This window comes from Demequina sp., assembly GCF_016278765.1.
Classification (GTDB): Bacteria; Actinomycetota; Actinomycetes; order Actinomycetales; family Demequinaceae; genus Demequina.
In genome coordinates, this window is record NZ_JADQBE010000011.1 from 1 (window position 1) to 16,561 (window position 16,561).

The 16,561-nt window shown below is 68.4% G+C and carries 15 protein-coding genes, 1 tRNA gene and 1 pseudogene; 10 read left to right on the plus strand and 7 right to left on the minus strand.

Annotated elements, in window-relative coordinates; all coding sequences use genetic code 11:
• Positions 1 to 70: 70 nt before the first annotated feature.
• The gene (locus QZZ29_RS01985; protein ID WP_291380981.1) at positions 71 to 811 is read right to left on the minus strand and encodes a DUF4328 domain-containing protein; all 741 of its coding nucleotides are present in this window, start codon (positions 809 to 811) and stop codon (positions 71 to 73) included.
• Between the two features lie 146 nt (positions 812 to 957).
• Between QZZ29_RS01985 and QZZ29_RS01990 the strand changes: the two genes are divergently transcribed.
• From QZZ29_RS01990 to QZZ29_RS02005, 4 genes and pseudogenes are all read left to right on the plus strand, one after another.
• Positions 958 to 1,031: transfer RNA gene (locus tag QZZ29_RS01990), tRNA-Met, on the plus strand.
• Positions 1,032 to 1,202: 171 nt separating this feature from the next.
• Positions 1,203 to 2,621: an amino acid permease gene (locus QZZ29_RS01995; RefSeq protein WP_291380982.1), complete on the plus strand. Its 1,419-nt coding sequence runs from the start codon at positions 1,203 to 1,205 to the stop codon at positions 2,619 to 2,621.
• A gap of 9 nt (positions 2,622 to 2,630) precedes the next feature.
• On the plus strand, positions 2,631 to 3,890 hold the full coding sequence (locus tag QZZ29_RS02000; RefSeq protein ID WP_291380983.1) for an APC family permease: 1,260 nt from the start codon (positions 2,631 to 2,633) through the stop codon (positions 3,888 to 3,890).
• A gap of 66 nt (positions 3,891 to 3,956) precedes the next feature.
• Positions 3,957 to 4,091 (plus strand): annotated as a pseudogene (locus tag QZZ29_RS02005) (DUF427 domain-containing protein); the annotation flags it as partial.
• A 54-nt stretch (positions 4,092 to 4,145) separates the two neighbouring features.
• On the opposite strand, the gene QZZ29_RS02010 reads toward QZZ29_RS02005, so the two are convergent.
• Positions 4,146 to 4,655: a DUF2505 domain-containing protein gene (locus QZZ29_RS02010; RefSeq protein ID WP_291380984.1), complete on the minus strand. Its 510-nt coding sequence runs from the start codon at positions 4,653 to 4,655 to the stop codon at positions 4,146 to 4,148.
• A 69-nt stretch (positions 4,656 to 4,724) separates the two neighbouring features.
• Here QZZ29_RS02010 and QZZ29_RS02015 point away from each other — a divergent pair, with 69 nt between their 5' ends.
• Positions 4,725 to 6,170: a PAS domain-containing sensor histidine kinase gene (locus tag QZZ29_RS02015; RefSeq protein ID WP_291380985.1), complete on the plus strand. Its 1,446-nt coding sequence runs from the start codon at positions 4,725 to 4,727 to the stop codon at positions 6,168 to 6,170.
• A 16-nt stretch (positions 6,171 to 6,186) separates the two neighbouring features.
• Here the strand turns inward: QZZ29_RS02015 and QZZ29_RS02020 are convergent, their stop codons facing one another.
• Positions 6,187 to 6,441, minus strand: a complete 255-nt coding sequence (locus tag QZZ29_RS02020) for a WhiB family transcriptional regulator (RefSeq protein ID WP_291380987.1) — start codon at positions 6,439 to 6,441, stop codon at positions 6,187 to 6,189.
• A 217-nt stretch (positions 6,442 to 6,658) separates the two neighbouring features.
• On the opposite strand from QZZ29_RS02020, the gene QZZ29_RS02025 reads away from it, so the two are divergent.
• Entirely contained in the window at positions 6,659 to 6,994 is a 336-nt protein-coding gene (locus tag QZZ29_RS02025; RefSeq protein WP_291380988.1) for a hypothetical protein, read from the plus strand.
• Here the strand turns inward: QZZ29_RS02025 and QZZ29_RS02030 are convergent.
• Positions 6,961 to 8,823, minus strand: a complete 1,863-nt coding sequence (locus QZZ29_RS02030; protein WP_291380989.1) for an FtsK/SpoIIIE domain-containing protein — start codon at positions 8,821 to 8,823, stop codon at positions 6,961 to 6,963. The two genes, QZZ29_RS02025 and QZZ29_RS02030, sit on opposite strands and share 34 nt — an antisense overlap.
• Positions 8,824 to 8,890: 67 nt before the next feature.
• A complete protein-coding gene (locus tag QZZ29_RS02035) occupies positions 8,891 to 11,008 on the minus strand; it encodes a hypothetical protein (protein ID WP_291380991.1) in 2,118 nt (705 codons plus the stop codon).
• Positions 11,009 to 11,092: 84 nt separating this feature from the next.
• Between QZZ29_RS02035 and QZZ29_RS02040 the strand changes: the two genes are divergently transcribed.
• Together QZZ29_RS02040 and QZZ29_RS02045 are read left to right on the plus strand one after the other, a co-directional pair.
• Positions 11,093 to 11,767: a response regulator transcription factor gene (locus QZZ29_RS02040; RefSeq protein WP_291380992.1), complete on the plus strand. Its 675-nt coding sequence runs from the start codon at positions 11,093 to 11,095 to the stop codon at positions 11,765 to 11,767.
• Between the two features lie 3 nt (positions 11,768 to 11,770).
• Positions 11,771 to 13,093, plus strand: coding sequence for an ATP-binding protein (locus tag QZZ29_RS02045; RefSeq protein WP_291380993.1), 1,323 nt, complete (start codon positions 11,771 to 11,773; stop codon positions 13,091 to 13,093).
• Here the strand turns inward: QZZ29_RS02045 and QZZ29_RS02050 are convergent.
• Positions 13,090 to 13,587, minus strand: a complete 498-nt coding sequence (locus QZZ29_RS02050) for a GtrA family protein (protein ID WP_291380995.1) — start codon at positions 13,585 to 13,587, stop codon at positions 13,090 to 13,092. The genes QZZ29_RS02045 and QZZ29_RS02050 overlap by 4 nt on opposite strands.
• A 34-nt stretch (positions 13,588 to 13,621) precedes the next feature.
• Here QZZ29_RS02050 and QZZ29_RS02055 point away from each other — a divergent pair, with 34 nt between their 5' ends.
• Both QZZ29_RS02055 and purE read left to right on the plus strand, forming a co-directional pair.
• The gene (locus QZZ29_RS02055) at positions 13,622 to 14,761 is read left to right on the plus strand and encodes a 5-(carboxyamino)imidazole ribonucleotide synthase (RefSeq protein ID WP_291380997.1); all 1,140 of its coding nucleotides are present in this window, start codon (positions 13,622 to 13,624) and stop codon (positions 14,759 to 14,761) included.
• Between the two features lie 20 nt (positions 14,762 to 14,781).
• Positions 14,782 to 15,258 carry a 5-(carboxyamino)imidazole ribonucleotide mutase gene (gene purE, locus QZZ29_RS02060; RefSeq protein WP_291381044.1) on the plus strand — a complete coding sequence of 159 codons (477 nt, stop codon included), beginning with the start codon at positions 14,782 to 14,784 and terminating at the stop codon, positions 15,256 to 15,258.
• Between the two features lie 46 nt (positions 15,259 to 15,304).
• Here purE and QZZ29_RS02065 read toward each other — a convergent pair whose 3' ends face one another.
• On the minus strand, positions 15,305 to 16,507 hold the full coding sequence (locus tag QZZ29_RS02065) for an LCP family protein (protein WP_291380998.1): 1,203 nt from the start codon (positions 16,505 to 16,507) through the stop codon (positions 15,305 to 15,307).
• Positions 16,508 to 16,561: the final 54 nt, after the last annotated feature.

Consider the following 16,561-nt stretch of genomic DNA (forward strand, 5'->3'; position numbering starts at 1 on the left):
GTAGTTCAGTTGACATGGCGGGGGGCCGCGGGGATCCCCGCGGCCCCTCGCCATGCGTCGTGCGTTACGTCTAGAAGACTGATCCGTGGGCAGTGGCCGCGGCCTTCTCCGCCGCCGTTGTCTGGCGGATGACCATCGCGAGGAATGCCCACGATGCCGCGAGCGCGAGCGCGCTGGCCCAGGTGATCGGCACGGTCGCATCAAGGGCGCTCGGATTGGCGAGCTCGCCGGTGGAGAAGTCAATGGCCGCGAAGGTCGGGAAGACGCTCGCAAACGAGACCACCCAGTACAGGCAGAAGGTGATCCACCAGCCCAGGACGATGCCGACGCCCGCCTTGCCGCGGGTGATGCCGCGCATACCCAGGAAGGGCAACACGAAGTTGCCGAGCGGCACGAACCAGCCCCACCACTCGACGGCCGAGGGACCACCCGCGACCTCGCCGCGCGCCGTCATGGCCGAACGCACCCTGGACATCCACAGCGCGAGCAACACGAAACTCGCAATGAGGAGGGGCCCCGAGATGAGGCCGAGAGGGTCCTGACCGGCAAGCGGCGAGGCGTTTTCTGGGTCGGCAAGCACCGCTTTGGTCTCCTCCAGTCGGCCTGGCGCAGTGACCGCGCTGACTAAGCCCAGCGCCGCGACGGCGCCGGTGAGGATGGTGGCCCATAACGCGAGGGTGGTGGGGGCCGACGGCTGGGACACCACGATGTGCGGGGGAGTCTCGTGGGCCCCCGGAGGCTGTTGGGCCCGCGGCGGCAACGGCACGTTGGGGCTCGTGAACGGATCCTGAGGTTCTTGGGGTGTTGTCATGACACGACGGTATCCACTCCCAGTTGTGCGTGCATCCTTCGGTCGGACGATGTTGAGCCGTCCTTGAGGAGGAGCCGTGGCGCGCGGCGGCCGTAGCGGCGATTTGGACCTTGCGTCGCAGCCAGGTACAGTGGCCTTTCTACTGACGCGGGGTGGAGCAGTTCGGTAGCTCGCCGGGCTCATAACCCGGAGGTCGCAGGTTCAAATCCTGTCCCCGCTACAAGATGAGGCCCCCAGCCATGCGGCCGGGGGCCTCTCGCATTCCGGAAGGCGTCCGGGGCGCGCGCCGGGCCGCGATCGGGAGAAATGACCCGCATCTATGTTGTTTCGCGGCGAGTAAGGTAGTCCCTCGTGCGCGCCGCGGGTCCGGCGTGCCGCGACCGGAGGACTCATGACCAACACGGCCGCCCATCAGGTGGGCGCTGCCCGGACGGGCTGGTGGCACGGACGCACCGTACTCCTGATCGCCTTTGCGTTCTCGGTGATGGCCGACCCCGTATCCTCCGTCGCGTATGCCATCGAGGCGGCGCTGCGCGCGCTAGACGGTCGGCTGAGCCTGTTGCTTCCCGCCATGATCGTGGTGCTCGTCATCGTCGGGCTGGTGGTGGCGTCCTACCATCAGCTCGTCGCGCGGTTCCCTGAAGGCGGCGGCGCGGCCGCTGCCACCGGAAGCGCCTTTGGTGAGGGTGTGGCCTTTGTGCCGATGGGTGCGCTGGTGGTCGACTTCGTCTTGACCATCGCGATCTCGGTGTCCGCTGGCGCGTCGGCGATCATCTCCTACGTGCCGTCTCTGTCCCCCTATCGCCTCTGGCTAGCCTTGGGGCTGCTGTCAATCGTGGGCGGGCTCATGCGCTTCGGCCACCTGGGCCGCGCGGTCTTTGCACTTCTGACTGTCGCGTTCGTGGTGATGGCCGTGATCGTGCTCGTGACATCTGCGGGAGACGATGCCGTCGCCGGGATCGTCGTCGAACCCTCGCTGACGTCCTCCGCGCCGCTCACCGTCGCACTGGCGTTCCCGGTCGCGATGGCGCTGGCCACCGGCGTCGAGGCCCCCTCATCGGCCATTGCGCAATTGGCGCAATTGGACGACGCCGGGCGCAGGTCATTCGGACGATGGGCGTTGTGGCTCACGCTCGGCATCGTGGGAGTACTCACCATCGGGCTCGCGGCCGCCGCCGTCCGCCTCGGGATCGGGGTGCCAGGCGAGGACACCACGTTGGTCGCCGAACTGGCGCGGGCGGCCGGTTCTCACGCCGTGTTCACCCTGTTTCAGGGAGCCACCGCTCTCTTGCTGCTGTCGGCGGCGAGCTCGTCTTTTCAGGCGGGGCCGGGTCTGCTGAAGGCGCTGTCGCGCGACAAGGGCCGTGGCATCTCCAAGCATGGCGTGCTGCCGTCGGTGTTCGGCACCACCAACGTGCATCACGTGCCGATCGTGGGGGTGCTGGTGTTCTATGGCGCCTCAGCGCTCGTCGTGGTCGCCGCCGGCGCGCGTGATCAGCGACTCGTGCTGTTCTACGCCGTTGCGGTGTTCGTGAGCTTCCTGATGGGACTGCTGGCCATGGCCACCTTCGCGTGGCGCGAGCGGCGCGTCGGCTGGGTGGTGCTCAACGTGGTGGCCGCCGTGGCCGTCGCCTTCACGCTGGTCGCCAACGCCCTGCGACCCGCTGCGATGGGCTCACTCGCGGCCACGGCCCTGGTGGGCGGCGGACTCTACCTCGCGTGGGTCAAGGCGGGTCGCCCGCGCGGCGCCTCCCATGCCGTTGCCGCAGCCGAGGCCGAGATCGTCGAGGAGGACGTGGTGGGCGGCTAGCATTCACGCGTGGGCTCTCACGCGACGCCTGTGCGGCGACTCGGACTCGTCGGCGCAGTCGGTATTGGCGTCGGTTCGATGCTCGGCGCCGGGGTGTTTGTGGTCTGGGGGCCCGCCGCCCGCGCTGCGGGACCGTGGTTGCTGGTCGCGATCGCTCTCGCCGCCGTGGTGGCCGTCATCAATGCATGGTCCACATCGCTGCTTGCCGCGCGTCATCCGGTGGCGGGAGGGGCGTACACGTTCGGCAGGAGCGAGTTGGGGCCTGGGTGGGGCTTTGTGGCGGGCATCAGCTTCGTGGTCGGCAAGACCGCGTCCGTCGCCGCCATGGCGCTCGCGATCGGCTCCTACGCATGGCCCGCTCACGCGCCCCTTGTGGGCACGCTGGTGATCGTGGCGGCGTGGGTCGTGAACGCCAGGGGAGTCACCCGCACCGCCGGCGCCACGGCCGCGATCACGGTGCTCGTGTTGGTGGGGCTGGCGATCGTGATCGGGTCGTCCCTCACCCAGCCAGCAGCGCCAGCAGCCGTCGCACCGCGCGACTCGATCACCGTGACCTCGGTGGCATCCGCCGCGGCGCTGGTCTTCTTCGCGTTCGCCGGCTACGCCCGACTCGCCACCTTGGGGGAGGAGGTGCGCGACCCGCGGCGCACGATTCCCCGCGCCATCGCCATCGCCGTCGGTATCGTCGTGGCGGCGTACCTGGCGCTGGGGGCGGCGCTGTTGAGACGCCCGGGCGTCGATGCGCTGTCCGATTCCTCTGCGCCGCTGTCCCTGGCCGTGCCTGATGCCGCAGGGTGGGCCGCGGGTGTCGCACTTCTGGCGGCGGTCTCTGCAGCGGGCGCAATGGTGGCCCTGATGGCGGGTCTGGGGCGCACGGCGATGGCGATGGCGCGCGAGTCGGATCTGCCACCGGGGCTTGCCACCTTGGGGACGGCTGGCGTGCCGCAGCGCGCCGAGGCGGTAGCGGCGGCGGCGTCCATCGGGCTGGTGTGGTGGGGGAGCCTTGGCTTTGCGCTGGCAATGTCGAGCGTCGCGGTGCTGGCGTACTACGCGGTGGCGAACGCGGCCGCGTACGCCGCAGCGGGTCGCGACGGCGACGGTGCACGCGGGCTGCGGCGCGGCGTCCCGGCAGTCGGCTTCGCGTTATGCATCCTGCTGGCGCTCTCGCTTGACCTCGCGCCCACGGCGACCGCCGTCGGGTGTGCGGTGCTTGCGGTGACCGTGCGCGCCGCCGTGCGTCGTCGGCGCGGGAAGAAACGTCGGCGATGACGGAATCCCCGGCGTGTCCGCACAGCTTCGTGAGGGGGGCGGCAGGGAGTTGCCCAAGGCGGTCCGATGAAGGCCGTGTGGAACGAGACGGTGATCGCCGCATCCGACGACACCGTGGTGGTTGACGGCCATCACTACTTCCCGCGCGACTCGATCGGAGCGCAGCACTTTCTCAACTCCCATGCGACGTCCAGGTGCCACTGCCAGGGCGTCACGGTCACGCCGTCATGGCGGAGGCGCTCGCCTGGAAGCGAGTCATTTCCGGGAAGCGAGCCAGTTGTCGGCCTCCGCCAGCTCCTGGGGAAGAGCTTGCTGGATCGCGGAAGCGACAGCGCGTTCGACCATCTGCCCCACCAATGGCACCGAGGCCTGTACCTGCCCGGCGATGCCGAACGAGGTTCCGCCGTCCACGGGCGTCAGCACGACGGCGCCGCGCGCATGCCCGGGCGTGCCCGGAATCTCCATCGCGAACGTGCCCTCACGCCCAGCGTCTTCCCGCGAGTCATCGGGGGCGGCCCACACCTCGGTGTACCTGACATGAACCTGAGAGCCGACGAGTGCGCGGAATTCCGAGGGGATGGTGTCGGCCGGAACCGTGCGTCGAATGACGACAGTGAAGGAGCCATCATCGTCCTTGTCGACGAGCACGTCGCTACCCGCAGCGCCGGAGGCGCGCGCACGCTGGGCCACGAACTCCTCGTCACTCAACATGGCGACCACATCGTCGATCGACGCATCGAAGTGGTGCTTGTAACTGATCTTCATGGCGCCTCCTCCCGCTGTGCTCAGGGTATCGCGGCACCGAGTACCCGCGGCGCCTTCTAGGCTTGGGCCGTGGCCACTTTGTCGGAGATCGCGCAGCAGTACGGACCCCTGCCCCAGGACGAGGCCGATTGGCTGTCCGAGCTGGTGGCCGACTGGCAGATCATTGCCGACCTGTCGTTTGCCGACTTGGTGCTCTGGCGCAAGGTCGACCAGGGCTTCGTCGCGATCGGTCACTGTCGGCCGTCGACGGGTCCCACCGTGCACCAGGAGGAGGTGGTGGGGGTGAGGGCAGCCGAGGGTCGCATCGGTCACCTCGACACGGCGTTCACCGAGCGCCAGATCGTCGTGTCTCGGGAGCCGCGCTGGGACGAGACGTACGCCGTGCGAGAAGAGGCTCTCCCCGTGGTGATGCGGGGCCGCGTGATTGCCGTTCTCACCCGCGAGGCGTCGATGGCGGCGTTGCGTTCCTCAAGTCGCCTCGAGATCAACTACAAGGGCGCCGCCGACGACCTGCTGCGGATGATCACGCGCGGCGAGTTCCCCGTCCGAACGTCCGTGACGGGTCCCCGGCGGGGTGCGCCCCGTGTGGGCGACGGCGTGATGAGACTCGATTCCCAAGGAATCGTCACCTACGCCAGTCCCAACGCGCTGTCCTGCTTTCACCGTCTTGGGGTGACGGGGTCCTTGCTTCACCGGGCGTTGCCACGCGTCGTGAGCTCCATGGTCTCCGAACGAGGGCAAGTGGATGAGACCCTCGCCATGGTCACGGCGGGCCGGGCGGCCTGGCGCACGGACGTGGAGGCGAACGGAGCGGCACTGTCGTTGCGAGCCATCCCCGTCACCGACAACGGCAACCGCGTGGGCGCCGTGCTGCTGTGTCGCGACGTGAGCGACTTGCGACGGCGCGAACGCGAACTCATTACGAAGGACGCGACGATTCGCGAGATCCACCATCGTGTGAAGAACAACCTGCAGACGGTGGCCGCGTTGCTGAGGCTGCAGTCCCGTCGCGTCGCGGCTCCGGAGGCGAAGGAGGCGCTCTCCGAGGCGATGCGCCGCGTCGCCACCATCGCGATGGTGCACGAGACGCTCTCGGGCACCCTGGACGAGCAGGTGCACTTCGATGACCTCGTGGCGCGCTCGGCCCGCATGGCGGCCGACGTCGCATCCCCCGGCGTTCAGGTCAAGATCGTGCGCGAAGGCGACTTTGGCATGATCCCGGCGCAATATGCGTCGTCGCTTGCCTTGATCCTCACCGAACTCGTGACCAACGCCGTCCAGCATGGCTTCGAAGGCAGAGAACACGGCTCCATCACGATCTTTGCGGAACGGGAAGGCTCGACGTTGCACGCGCGGATCGCCGACGACGGCAAGGGGATCGCGGCGGAACCCAGTGGGCTCGGCTCACAGATTGTCCGCACGCTGGTCACGAACGAACTTCACGGTGCGATCGAATGGCGCTCAATGAGGGGTGGCTCGAGCGTCGACCTCACCGTCACCGTGGGCGGCGACTAGGTCACGTGGGATGCGGTTACTTGGCGGCGCGGCGAGCGCGGGCCGCGCGGCGCTTGAGAGAACGGCGTTCGTCTTCCGACAGGCCGCCCCACACGCCGGAGTCCTGGTTGTGCTCCATCGCCCACTGCAGGCACATCTCGCGGACCGTGCACGAGTTGCACACGGTCTTAGCCTTCTCAATCTGTACGAGCGCTGGCCCAGTATTTCCCACCGGGAAAAACAGTTCCGGATCGTCGACGTCAAGACATCCTGCGCGGTCGCGCCAATCCATGAGGTCTCCTCACAAAGAAAAAGGCGGCGACCTACTCACGGGTAGATTCGCCGCATCGTCGCGGTTCACTGCTGACCATGTTTGCATTGTTAACAACAGATAACAAGAGTTGAACCCCGTGAAGTACCTCACAATTTCCGCAGAGAGGTTGGAGACTATGCACATATCGCCGCGAGTTGCGCGTGTCCTCGACCCTGTCGCGCTCGCGATTTTGGTAATGGAGACCGTCGCGACCGCGTTCGCTGCGGTCGGCTACGGAATATACGCCCTGCTAGACAGCCAACGCCCGGGAGTGGCTGCGGCGCTTGGCGCCGTGATGGCCATGTTCGCCATCGGGGTGGGTGCCTTCTCCTGGGGCTTCGCCAAGCGGCGACGGTTCGCTCTCAGCGGAGCCCTCGCATGGCAGCTGATGCAGGCCAGCGTCGGTGTATGGCTGATCACGGTGTGGCCGCTCGTGGGGGCGGTGCTGATCATTCTGGCGGCCATCGTCACCATCGCGGTGGTGCGCAGGCAGTCCGCCTACGGGGCAACGGGTGCGTCAGATTCCTCCTGACGTCCCCGCGCGACGACCGCTGTGGCGAGATGGGGCGCGTGCGCGAACTCCACATGCGTGCGGCGCACTCGCGGCGACGCCTCGGCCAGCGGCAACGCCACCTGGACCAGCGTCCGTGCCCCGGCGACGCTCGCCACTGCTCGCCCCGGAATGTCGCCTAAGGCCGCCGCATCGGGCACGCCGATCACGCAGAGGGAATCGGAGTCCGACGCGCAGTGCAGAGCCACGATGTGCCCGCAGGATGCTCTCAGCGAAGGCGTGATGGCTCCGGCGGGGCGGTGCGTCGCCAGCGCAACGTGCACGCCGACAAACACAGACGACGCGGTCAAGGCGTCGATCGCGTCGGAGGCGGTGCGGGAGTGACCGGCAGCGAGGTCGAAGTCGTCAACGACCACCAGGAGTCGCTCGGGCGCGCCACCCGATGCCTCCCAGGTTCGCCAATCAGGCGTCCCCGAGTCCCGGAGGCCATCCCGGCGCTGCCGTGCCTCCCGCGCCAGTGCGTCCAAGACGCGCACGGCGTCGTCGCCGCGAGCGTTCCCGGTTGAACTGGTGACGTGAGGGAGGCTCGCACACGGCTGGAGCGGCCCGTCCGCCCCGGTTCCGATCAGGACGATGCGCAGGCGACGCGAGTCGTAGCGGTGGGCCAACCCGCCGACCAGTGTCGCCAGCAGTGTCGAGGTGCCGGAACCGTGCGCCCCCGCGGCCAACAGATGCGGGGCGCGATCGTCGAGGACGACGATCCACGGCTCCTGACCGGCTGAACAGGTGGCGCCCGCCGCGACACTCAGGGGGCTCGAGTGTGGGGAGTACACGTGGGTCTGGTCGATATCGGCCCATCGCACGTTGCGCGGAAACGGGATCGCCGCGGCTCCCGCGAGCGCACGCGCAAGAGTGTCGGCGGTGTCCTGTGACACCGCCATAGGCAGACGTTCAGCCGTGTCTGACGACCCTGCGACGCGACAGTGGCTGGCGTGCGCCTCGAGAGTCGCCTCCGCGGGTGCTTTCCCGGACGGGTCGCATCGCACGGGACCGTCGGAGTGAAGCGCCTCTGGAAGCCACCGGAGCCACTCCTCGAAGAACGGCGCTGGGGGCGGTGGGCGTCTTCCGCGTGCCAAGATCACCGCGCGTGCCGCCTCCCGGGCGCCGGGTCCCGTGATCAGCACTGACCCTGTCCACCCCGCAGCAGCGGTCGGGTCTGGCAATCCGGACCACGGGGGAACTGATGACCACGGCAGTCCGGCCAGCGGCCGTAGCGGAAGCAGGGGCAGCCGCCAGAGGCCACTTCGGGGAACGGCGAGTGCGGCGCCGCGCACCTGCACAGCCGTGTTTCCCACCGTGATCACGTCACCCTCGCGGGCGGTGAAACGCCGCCGCCGCCCCGACCATCGCCAGCGCTGGCCGTCGTGGCGCCACCGCCCGGTGCCGTTAGTCGAACCCAGATCGGTAAACGAAACTGACTCGCTCGCCGCACGCCTGACCACGACGTGGGTCGGGTCCAGCGCATCGTCCCGGATCTGGTGGCGGCCCGGCGCCGACCCCAGCGTGACGGGGTCATCCACGTCGATGAGGATTCCGGCGTCGGGACCCGCGATCGTCGCGAGGTGGAGCCCGGGCGGAGTCGCGGTGTGCGGCCCCGGACCGTCGCGGAGGAGGGCACCGTGCAGGAGCGGGTACGTGCCTGCGCGGTGAGAAGGCTCTAGGAGAGCAGGGCCACACCACGCGCGCTTCGCCGTGGTCCCATCGAGCACCTCAGATAGGCGTGCCCCCACCGCCGCCTCGATCTCGACATCGTGAGTGTCGGTCAGCGAGCGAGCGATCGTGAGGAGCACCGTCGCACCATGTCACGGTACGGGCGCCTCGCGCCGCCCTTGCACCGAATCTGTGGATAACCGCGGCCTATCCCGCGACCGAACCATCGGGGTTGAGCGTTGTGAGGCTGCCGTCGGGGTTGACGATGCCTGCATACCAGGTGAAGTTGCGCGAAGACGCCGAGAGCGGCATGTGTTGGAGCGCGTACTCGCCCTGGACCATCGTCGACATGACGACCGGCGTCGGCGCACTGTCCCAGAACCACTCACTGTCCTGGGTGAGGACGACGGGCGCCTCGCCCCAGATCTCGGTCGCCTGCCGTAGCGTCTCGGCCGACGGGGCCTCGAGAGCGAGGACCACGGGAACGTCGCACATGACGCGCAGGGAGCCAAAGTGGGATGACGTGCCCGCGAGAATGATCGGCCGGCCGCTCGCGACCGTGCACAGCGCATCGATTTGTGCGCGCGCGCCTTCCTGTTCCCTCACGTAGGTGTACACGGAGGCGACCACGGGTTGCTCGTCGGAGGGCCGAATGTTCACATAGGTGGTGATGGGCGCGACCACCATGACGGCCGCAGCCGTCGCGATGAACCGGCGGCCACTGTTTGGCCACCGCCGTGACAGTCGGTGTGCAAGCCACCAGGCGCCTACGCCGGCAGCGAGCGCCAGGCCTGGGAGCGTCGCCGGCTCCAACCTCCGTATGGCCCACAGCTGGTCCGGCACGATCTGTGGGCGCACCAGGTACAGCAAGCTCGGAGCGAGGACGGCTCCGAGGAAGACCCACGACTCGGCCCGTGCCGCGACGGCCCGGTAGGTGAGCACGGCCAAGCCGACGGCGGCGAGCGCCAGGAGGGGCCACGTGAGGTAGTAGCTGAGCCACGTGACGGTGTGTTCCGCGTAGGTGCGGGTCGGTTCGATTGCGTATCCCTCCGCCTGCTGAAACGACCCGACCACATCGTTCGTGAACTTGTCGGTCTCGGCGGTGTCTCCGCGGTGCGCCGTCATCCAGAACGGCCGCGATGCGAGCGCGACGCTCGCGGCAACCACCACGCCCGCGGCACCGCGCGCCACGGAGGTCCGGCGCGCGTCCACCCCCGCGCGCAGTTGGCTCGCCGCCGAGCTGGACCACGTCATGGACCACACGATCAGCAGGATCAAGACGGCCGCGTACACGGCGCCGACAAGGCGCGCCTCATCTCCCAGGCGGTCGAGGTAGGCGGTGCTCCAGCGCGCCAAGGAGGCGTAGCCCGCCCCGACCATCGCGCCCTGTGCTACGCCGAACGCCACGAGCCCGGCGCGTGCCTGCGGCCCCATCAACGCCGCCGCAACGGCGACTCCGGCAAGCACACCGAGCGCGTAGGCACCCCCGTCGATGCGCACGAGCGCGGTGGCGCCCGATGCCACGCCGGCGACGACGAGCGCCCACGGCCGTCCGTGCTCGAGACCATGCCATGCCCAGTGGATCGCCGCCACGACGAGCAGCAGCGTCAGGGGCTCGGAGTACGCGGAGCGCGACAGTGCAAGGTGGGACACCGTCAGCGCGAGCGTCGCAGCGGGGGCGAGCGCCGCCAACGGGCTGAGGAATCGACGAGCGAGGTTGTAGACGGCCAACACGCCGACGCCACCGACCACAACGTTCGCTGCCAAGACGCCGGGCATTCCTGCGATCCACCCGCCCACGGAGATGAGGGCGGGCAGGGCCCTCGCCCCCTGGGGTTGCACCACGTCGCCCCGCAAATTCCAGGCCTGCCAGGCATCGGCGAGGAGGTTCTGTTGCAGGTCGGCGACCTGGATGGCACCGAGCGTGGGGATGTCCGACGAGGCGTGGTCGGTGAGCCACGCCCCGGTCAGGGTGAGGAAGCCCGGGTCGCGGGTGACGATGAGGTACTCGCCCGAAAGCACGATGCCGACCACGATCCAGAGCCCGACCCCCACGAGCGCCCACGTGCTGGCCAGTCGCGCTGACGCGGAGTCGTGCGTGGCGCGTGGCCGGACGGCAAGCCATGACGCCCAGGCGAATACCGCCGCCAGCGGCAAGGTCGTGTAAGGGTGGTGTATTCCCAGCGAGGCGGTGGTGGCGGCGGCGAGGGCGAGGGCGACCAGCGCGACGACCACGAATTCGGGGGTTCGGCTCCATCCCAGCCGCATCCGCGGGTCGACAATAGACCGCAGTTGTCGACGCGAGGCGTGGGGCACAGTCTTCACGTCCGGACACTATCAATCGGGAGGCGGCGCATGTCGGGTAGTCCGGCGCGTTGCAAAGTTGGCCCGCGCAGGTAATGTTGCCCCATGGCGAGAATTGTCTTGGTCGAAGATGACCCGACCATTTCAGAACCCTTGACCCGGGCTTTGGGGCGCGAGGGCTATGAAGTCGAGTGGCACGGCACCGGTCAAGGCGGGGTGGGGGCCGCCCATTCGGCCGACCTGGTGATTCTCGACTTGGGTCTTCCCGACATCGATGGCGTGGATGTTGCTAGGCGCATCAGGGACCAGGGCCTCACCGTCCCGATCCTGATGCTGACTGCGCGAGCGGACGAGGTAGACCTGGTGGTCGGCCTCGACGCAGGCGCCGACGATTACGTCACCAAGCCCTTCCGCCTTGCTGAACTGCTCGCCCGCGTGCGCGCGCTCCTGCGCCGCAGTGCCGACGCCGAGCTCGGGGGAGAGGTGACCGCGGGGGGCGTCCGGGTGGATGTCGCGGGACACCGCGCGTATCTCGACGACAAGGAGCTCCAGCTCAGCGGCAAGGAGTTCGACCTTCTTCAGGTGCTCGTCGCGCACGCCGGATCGGTCGTGTCCCGGGAGCACCTCATGCGCGAGGTGTGGGACGCGGACCCACATGCCCCGTCGAAGACTCTCGACATGCATGTGTCCTGGCTCCGCCGCAAGCTGGGCGACGATGCCGCGAAGCCGCGCTTCATCACCACGGTGCGGGGCATGGGCTTCCGTTTCGAGAACGACTGAGCGGTGCGCCGCCGCGTCTTAGGAGCCACGCTCTCCGCCTTGGCGGTGGCCATGGTGCTGCTGGGCATCCCCTTGGGGGTATTCGCCTTTCAACTCGTCCGGGATGACGCCATACGAGACCTTGATTCTCGAACCGCCACGGCTGCCCGCGCCATCGAGGCGCGCTACAGCTCGGGCGAGGTGATCGACGAGTCCATTCTCAAGAATTTTCTCGGCACGGCGTCCGGGGCGCCACGCCACATTGCCGTGCGCCTGCCGGACCAGACCGAGATCACGGCCGGAGAAGAGCCCCAGCCGTCGTTTCGCGGGAGCGCCGTCACGGAATCCGACATCATTGTGTTGCTCTCCGTCGCCCAAGCCGACGTGTTCTGGGAGGCCGCCAGGTCGGTCGGCTTGGTGCTCGTCGTCGGAGGCGTCGCGGTACTCGCGGGCGCTGTGATGGCGTCGTGGCAGGCCAACCGACTGGCCGCGCCGCTGGTGTACTTGGCCGCGTCCGCCGAGCAGATCGGTTCGGGTCAGACGCGCCCGCGCATTGAATTGAGCGGCGTGGAGGAGATCGACCTTGTCGCCGAGGAACTGGTGCGCAGCGCAGACCGGATGGCGGCGCGGCTGTCTGCCGAGCGCCAATTTGCCGCCGACGCTTCCCACCAATTGCGGACGCCGCTGACCGCGTTGACGATGCGGATAGAGGAGATTGCCGCCGCCACTACGCAAGACGAGGTGCGGGTAGAGGCGGAGGCCTCGCTGGAACAGATCGATCGCCTCGTGGGAGTGGTGGACGAGTTGCTGGGGCGCACTCGCAGGGCGATGGGCTCGGGCACCGAGCTGGTGGCACTGGAGGATGTTCTCACCCAACAGCGCGCCGAGTGGGAGTCCGCCTTTGCCAAGGCCGGCAGGAAGCTTGACATCGCCCCCACGGACGCCACCGTCTTCGCCACGCCCGGGGGACTTTCGCAAGTACTTGCGACCCTCATCGAGAACTCGCTGCACCATGGCGGTGGCACCACCGCGGTGGTCGCCCGCGAATCTGGGCCGAATCACTCGATCGTGCTTGAGGTGCGGGATGAGGGCGACGGGGTGCCGGAGGACCTGGCGCCACGCATCTTTGAAAGGTCGGTGACCTCCGGGAAGGGCACAGGCTTGGGCCTTGCGCTGGCACGCGACCTCGTCGCCGCGGATGGAGGGCGACTGGAGTTGTCGCAGCGCACGCCAGCCGTGTTCTCGGTGTTCTTGCAGGGCGTTCCCCAGATGGTCGACCTTGACACGGTGGTCCCGCATCGGCGCTCGCGATCCCGCCGCGGCCGCCGCGGCCGCCGCGAATCCTAGGCGGAGGGGTCTTCCCGGCCGCCGCCAGGGAACACGAACACGGTGAAACCGAAGTAGCGGACGACAGTGCCCAGCCCGATTCCCACGAGCGATGAGGCGTTGTCTGCCAGCAGTGACGTCCACCCGAACCCGTGGTGGGTGAGTGCCACCAATCCTGCCTCCACGACGATGGCGACGGCGTTGACCGCTCCGAACAGTGTCAGTTCCGTGGCGGGACGATGGCGTCGCTGGCCCTTGAACGTCCAGCCGCGATGGGCAACCCATGCGAACAGGATCGAGACGACCGTGGCAATGACCTTGGCCGTGACGACGCGGTCGTCGTTGCCGCCGACGGAGTCGTCGGGCCCTAGCGGCCCGAGGCGCAGGGCGTTGAACACTCCCAGGTTCACGACGATGCCGGCGACGCCGACGACGCCGAACCGCGCGAGGACGCCAGCGCGCTCGCGCACCCACTTCATCGGACGCGCCAAGGCCGTTCGGAGGCTGGGGCTCATGAGGCACGAGCGTAGTGGCCGGTAGGTTAGTCGCATGACGCGCGTGGCAGTGGTGGGTGGCGGGCAGCTCGCCCGAATGATGGCTCCGGCCGCGACCGCGATGGGGGTGACCCTGCGGGTGCTCGTCGAGTCGCCGGAGGCATCCGCGGCGCTCGCGGCGCACGAGACGGTCGTAGGGTTACCCAGCGACGCCGACGCGGTGCGGCGACTCCTGGCGGAACCTCGCCCGGACGTGGTGACGTGGGAGCACGAGCACATTCCCGACGCCGTGTTCGAGTTGGCGACGCAGATGGGCGTCCCCGCGAGGCCGGGACGCGACGCGTTGCTCTTTGCCCGCGACAAGATCGCCATGAGGGGGCGCCTCGGGGAGCTTGGCCTGCCCATGCCCGCGTGGCGACCCGTCGAGACCGAGGACGACGTCGAGGCGTTCCTGGCCGTCCACGGTGGCGTGGGCGTACTCAAGACGTCGCGAGGTGGTTACGACGGCAAGGGCGTGCGCATGGTCCGCCATCCCGCGGACGCCGACGATTGGCTCGCGGCGGCCGCCGACGGGGGTCCGCCGCTGCTGATCGAGCAGCTGGTGCCCTACGCTCGCGAGTTGGCGATTCAGGTGGCGCGCCGCCCCTCCGGTGAGGTGAGGGCATGGCCGCTCGTCGAGTCCATGCAGCGCGACGGGGTGTGCTCCGAGGTGATTGCGCCAGCACCGCGGCTGACGCCCGCGGAACAGGCCGAGGCGGAATCGATCGGCCGCACCATCGCCGAGGCGCTGGACGTGACCGGGGTGCTCGCGGTCGAGATGTTTGAGGTGGACGGCAGGCTGGTCATCAACGAACTCGCCATGCGCCCGCACAACTCGGGGCACTGGAGCATCGAGGGCTCCGTCACCAGCCAGTTTGAGCAACACCTGCGTGCGGTGCTCGATTGGCCGCTGGGCGACACCGCGGCGATCGCGCCCGTGACCGTGATGGCGAATGTGCTGGGCGGCTCGCGTGAGGTCTTGGAATCCGCGTGGCCCGAGGTGACCGACCCCGGCGCCAAGGTGCACTTGTACGGCAAGGGTGTGCGCCCGGGTCGCAAGGTGGGACACGTGACGGTCATGGGCGCACACCTGGACGATGTCAGGAAACGGGCGGCGCGCGTCGCGGCCACGGTCAGGGATGGAGAGCAATCGTGAGCGTACGCGTCGGAGTGGTCATGGGTTCGGATTCGGATTGGCCCGTCATGGGCGAAGCCGTCGCGGTCCTGGACGAGTTTGGGATTGAGTACGAGAAGGATGTGGTCTCCGCGCACCGCATGCCGGAACAGATGATCGAGTACGGCCGCACCGCCGAGGAACGGGGCCTGCGCGTCATCATCGCCGGGGCGGGAGGGGCCGCGCACTTGCCCGGCATGCTCGCCGCTGTGACGGCGCTCCCTGTGATCGGTGTTCCCGTGCCCCTCAAGTACCTCGACGGCATGGACTCGCTGCTGAGCATCGTGCAGATGCCCGCGGGCGTGCCTGTCGCGACAGTGTCGATCGGTGGCGCCCGCAATGCGGGACTGTTGGCCGCGCGCATCCTCGGCGCGGGGGACGGCCCGGAAGCGGTCGCGCTGCGCGAGCGCATGCGCGCGTTCCAGGATCAGTTGCGCGCAACCGCTGAGGTCAAGGGCGCGCGACTGCGCGAGGGGTAGTCGCGGCCCGCGCCACACACACGCGGTGCGGGGGTTCTTCCGCCAGTTAGCCGGTCGTGCAGGCGTTCAGGATGTCCTCCTGCGACGGCGCCGTGGAGCCGCCTGCGGGAGCCCCAGCGGGATCGGTGCCGGTGGAGATCGTGGAGTCGTTGACAGGCGCGCTCGACTGAGCATCGAGCAGCGGAGCGATGGGTTGATCGTCGATGATCGCCTGCCACACCGCGTCGGCCTTCGAGCTGAAGATGACGTGGTTCGGGTTGGTCGGGTCGCCCTGGACGGGCGCGGTGGCGAAGGTGATGTCGGTGTTGGGGTTGATGCTTCTCATGGAGAATGCGAGCCCCGTCAGAGTATTGAAGTCGCCGAAGGCCTCATCCATGGTCATCGAGCCCGCTACGGCCTTCACGAAGTTGGTGAGGTCCTGCGGCCGATACAGCATCTCGGCGCTCAGCACCTTGCTCGCGAGGTTCTTGAGTAGCTCTTGTTGACGGTCAATCCGGTCGAGGTCCGAACCGCTGAGGCCCGTGCCGTGGCGCATGCGGGCGTAGGCGAGCGCCTGGCTACCGTTGAGTACCTGAGGTCCTGCGGAGAGGTTTGTCTGGGAATACGCGTCCTCGACGTCGTTCGGGATGCACATGGGAACGCCGCCCACGGCGTTGACCATGTCCCGAAAACCGACGAAGTCAACCACCACAAAGTGGTCGACGAAGATGTCGGTCAGCGATTCGACCGTCTTGATGGCGCAGGCGGCCCCGTCGGCGTTGGATCCGTTCTCCGCTCCGTTGGCAAACGCGATGTTGAACAGCCCGGTCCAGCCGCGCTGCGAGGTGCCGTCGGAGCGGTCGCAGTCGGCGATGCGCACCACGGTGTCGCGCGGAATCGACACGACGTCGATGCGCGAGCGGTCGGCGGAAATGTGCATGATGAGGGTGGTGTCGTTACGCTTGCCGGCTTCCTGGCCGCCGATGACCCCGTTCTCTCCGCTGCGGTCATCCGATCCCATGAGCAGGATGGTGACCGGAACGCCGGAGGCGCCGTCGACCGGGTTCTTCGGTGCGGCGGGACGGTCGGGGCCGAGCAGCGGCGTGATGTCCCGGGTGACGAACTCGGCTTCCACCTTCGACTTAAACGTCTGGGCGAATACCAGGCCAAACCCGGCGACGGCGGCGAGGGTCCACACGAAGCCCGTCAGCACACGGTGCCGACCGGTCTTCGTCGCGTGACGGACCCGAACCAACTCGGACGAACTCATGGAAAATCCCCCAACTAGGCGCGAGGTTCACAGTCTAGGTCCTCGCGGCGATGG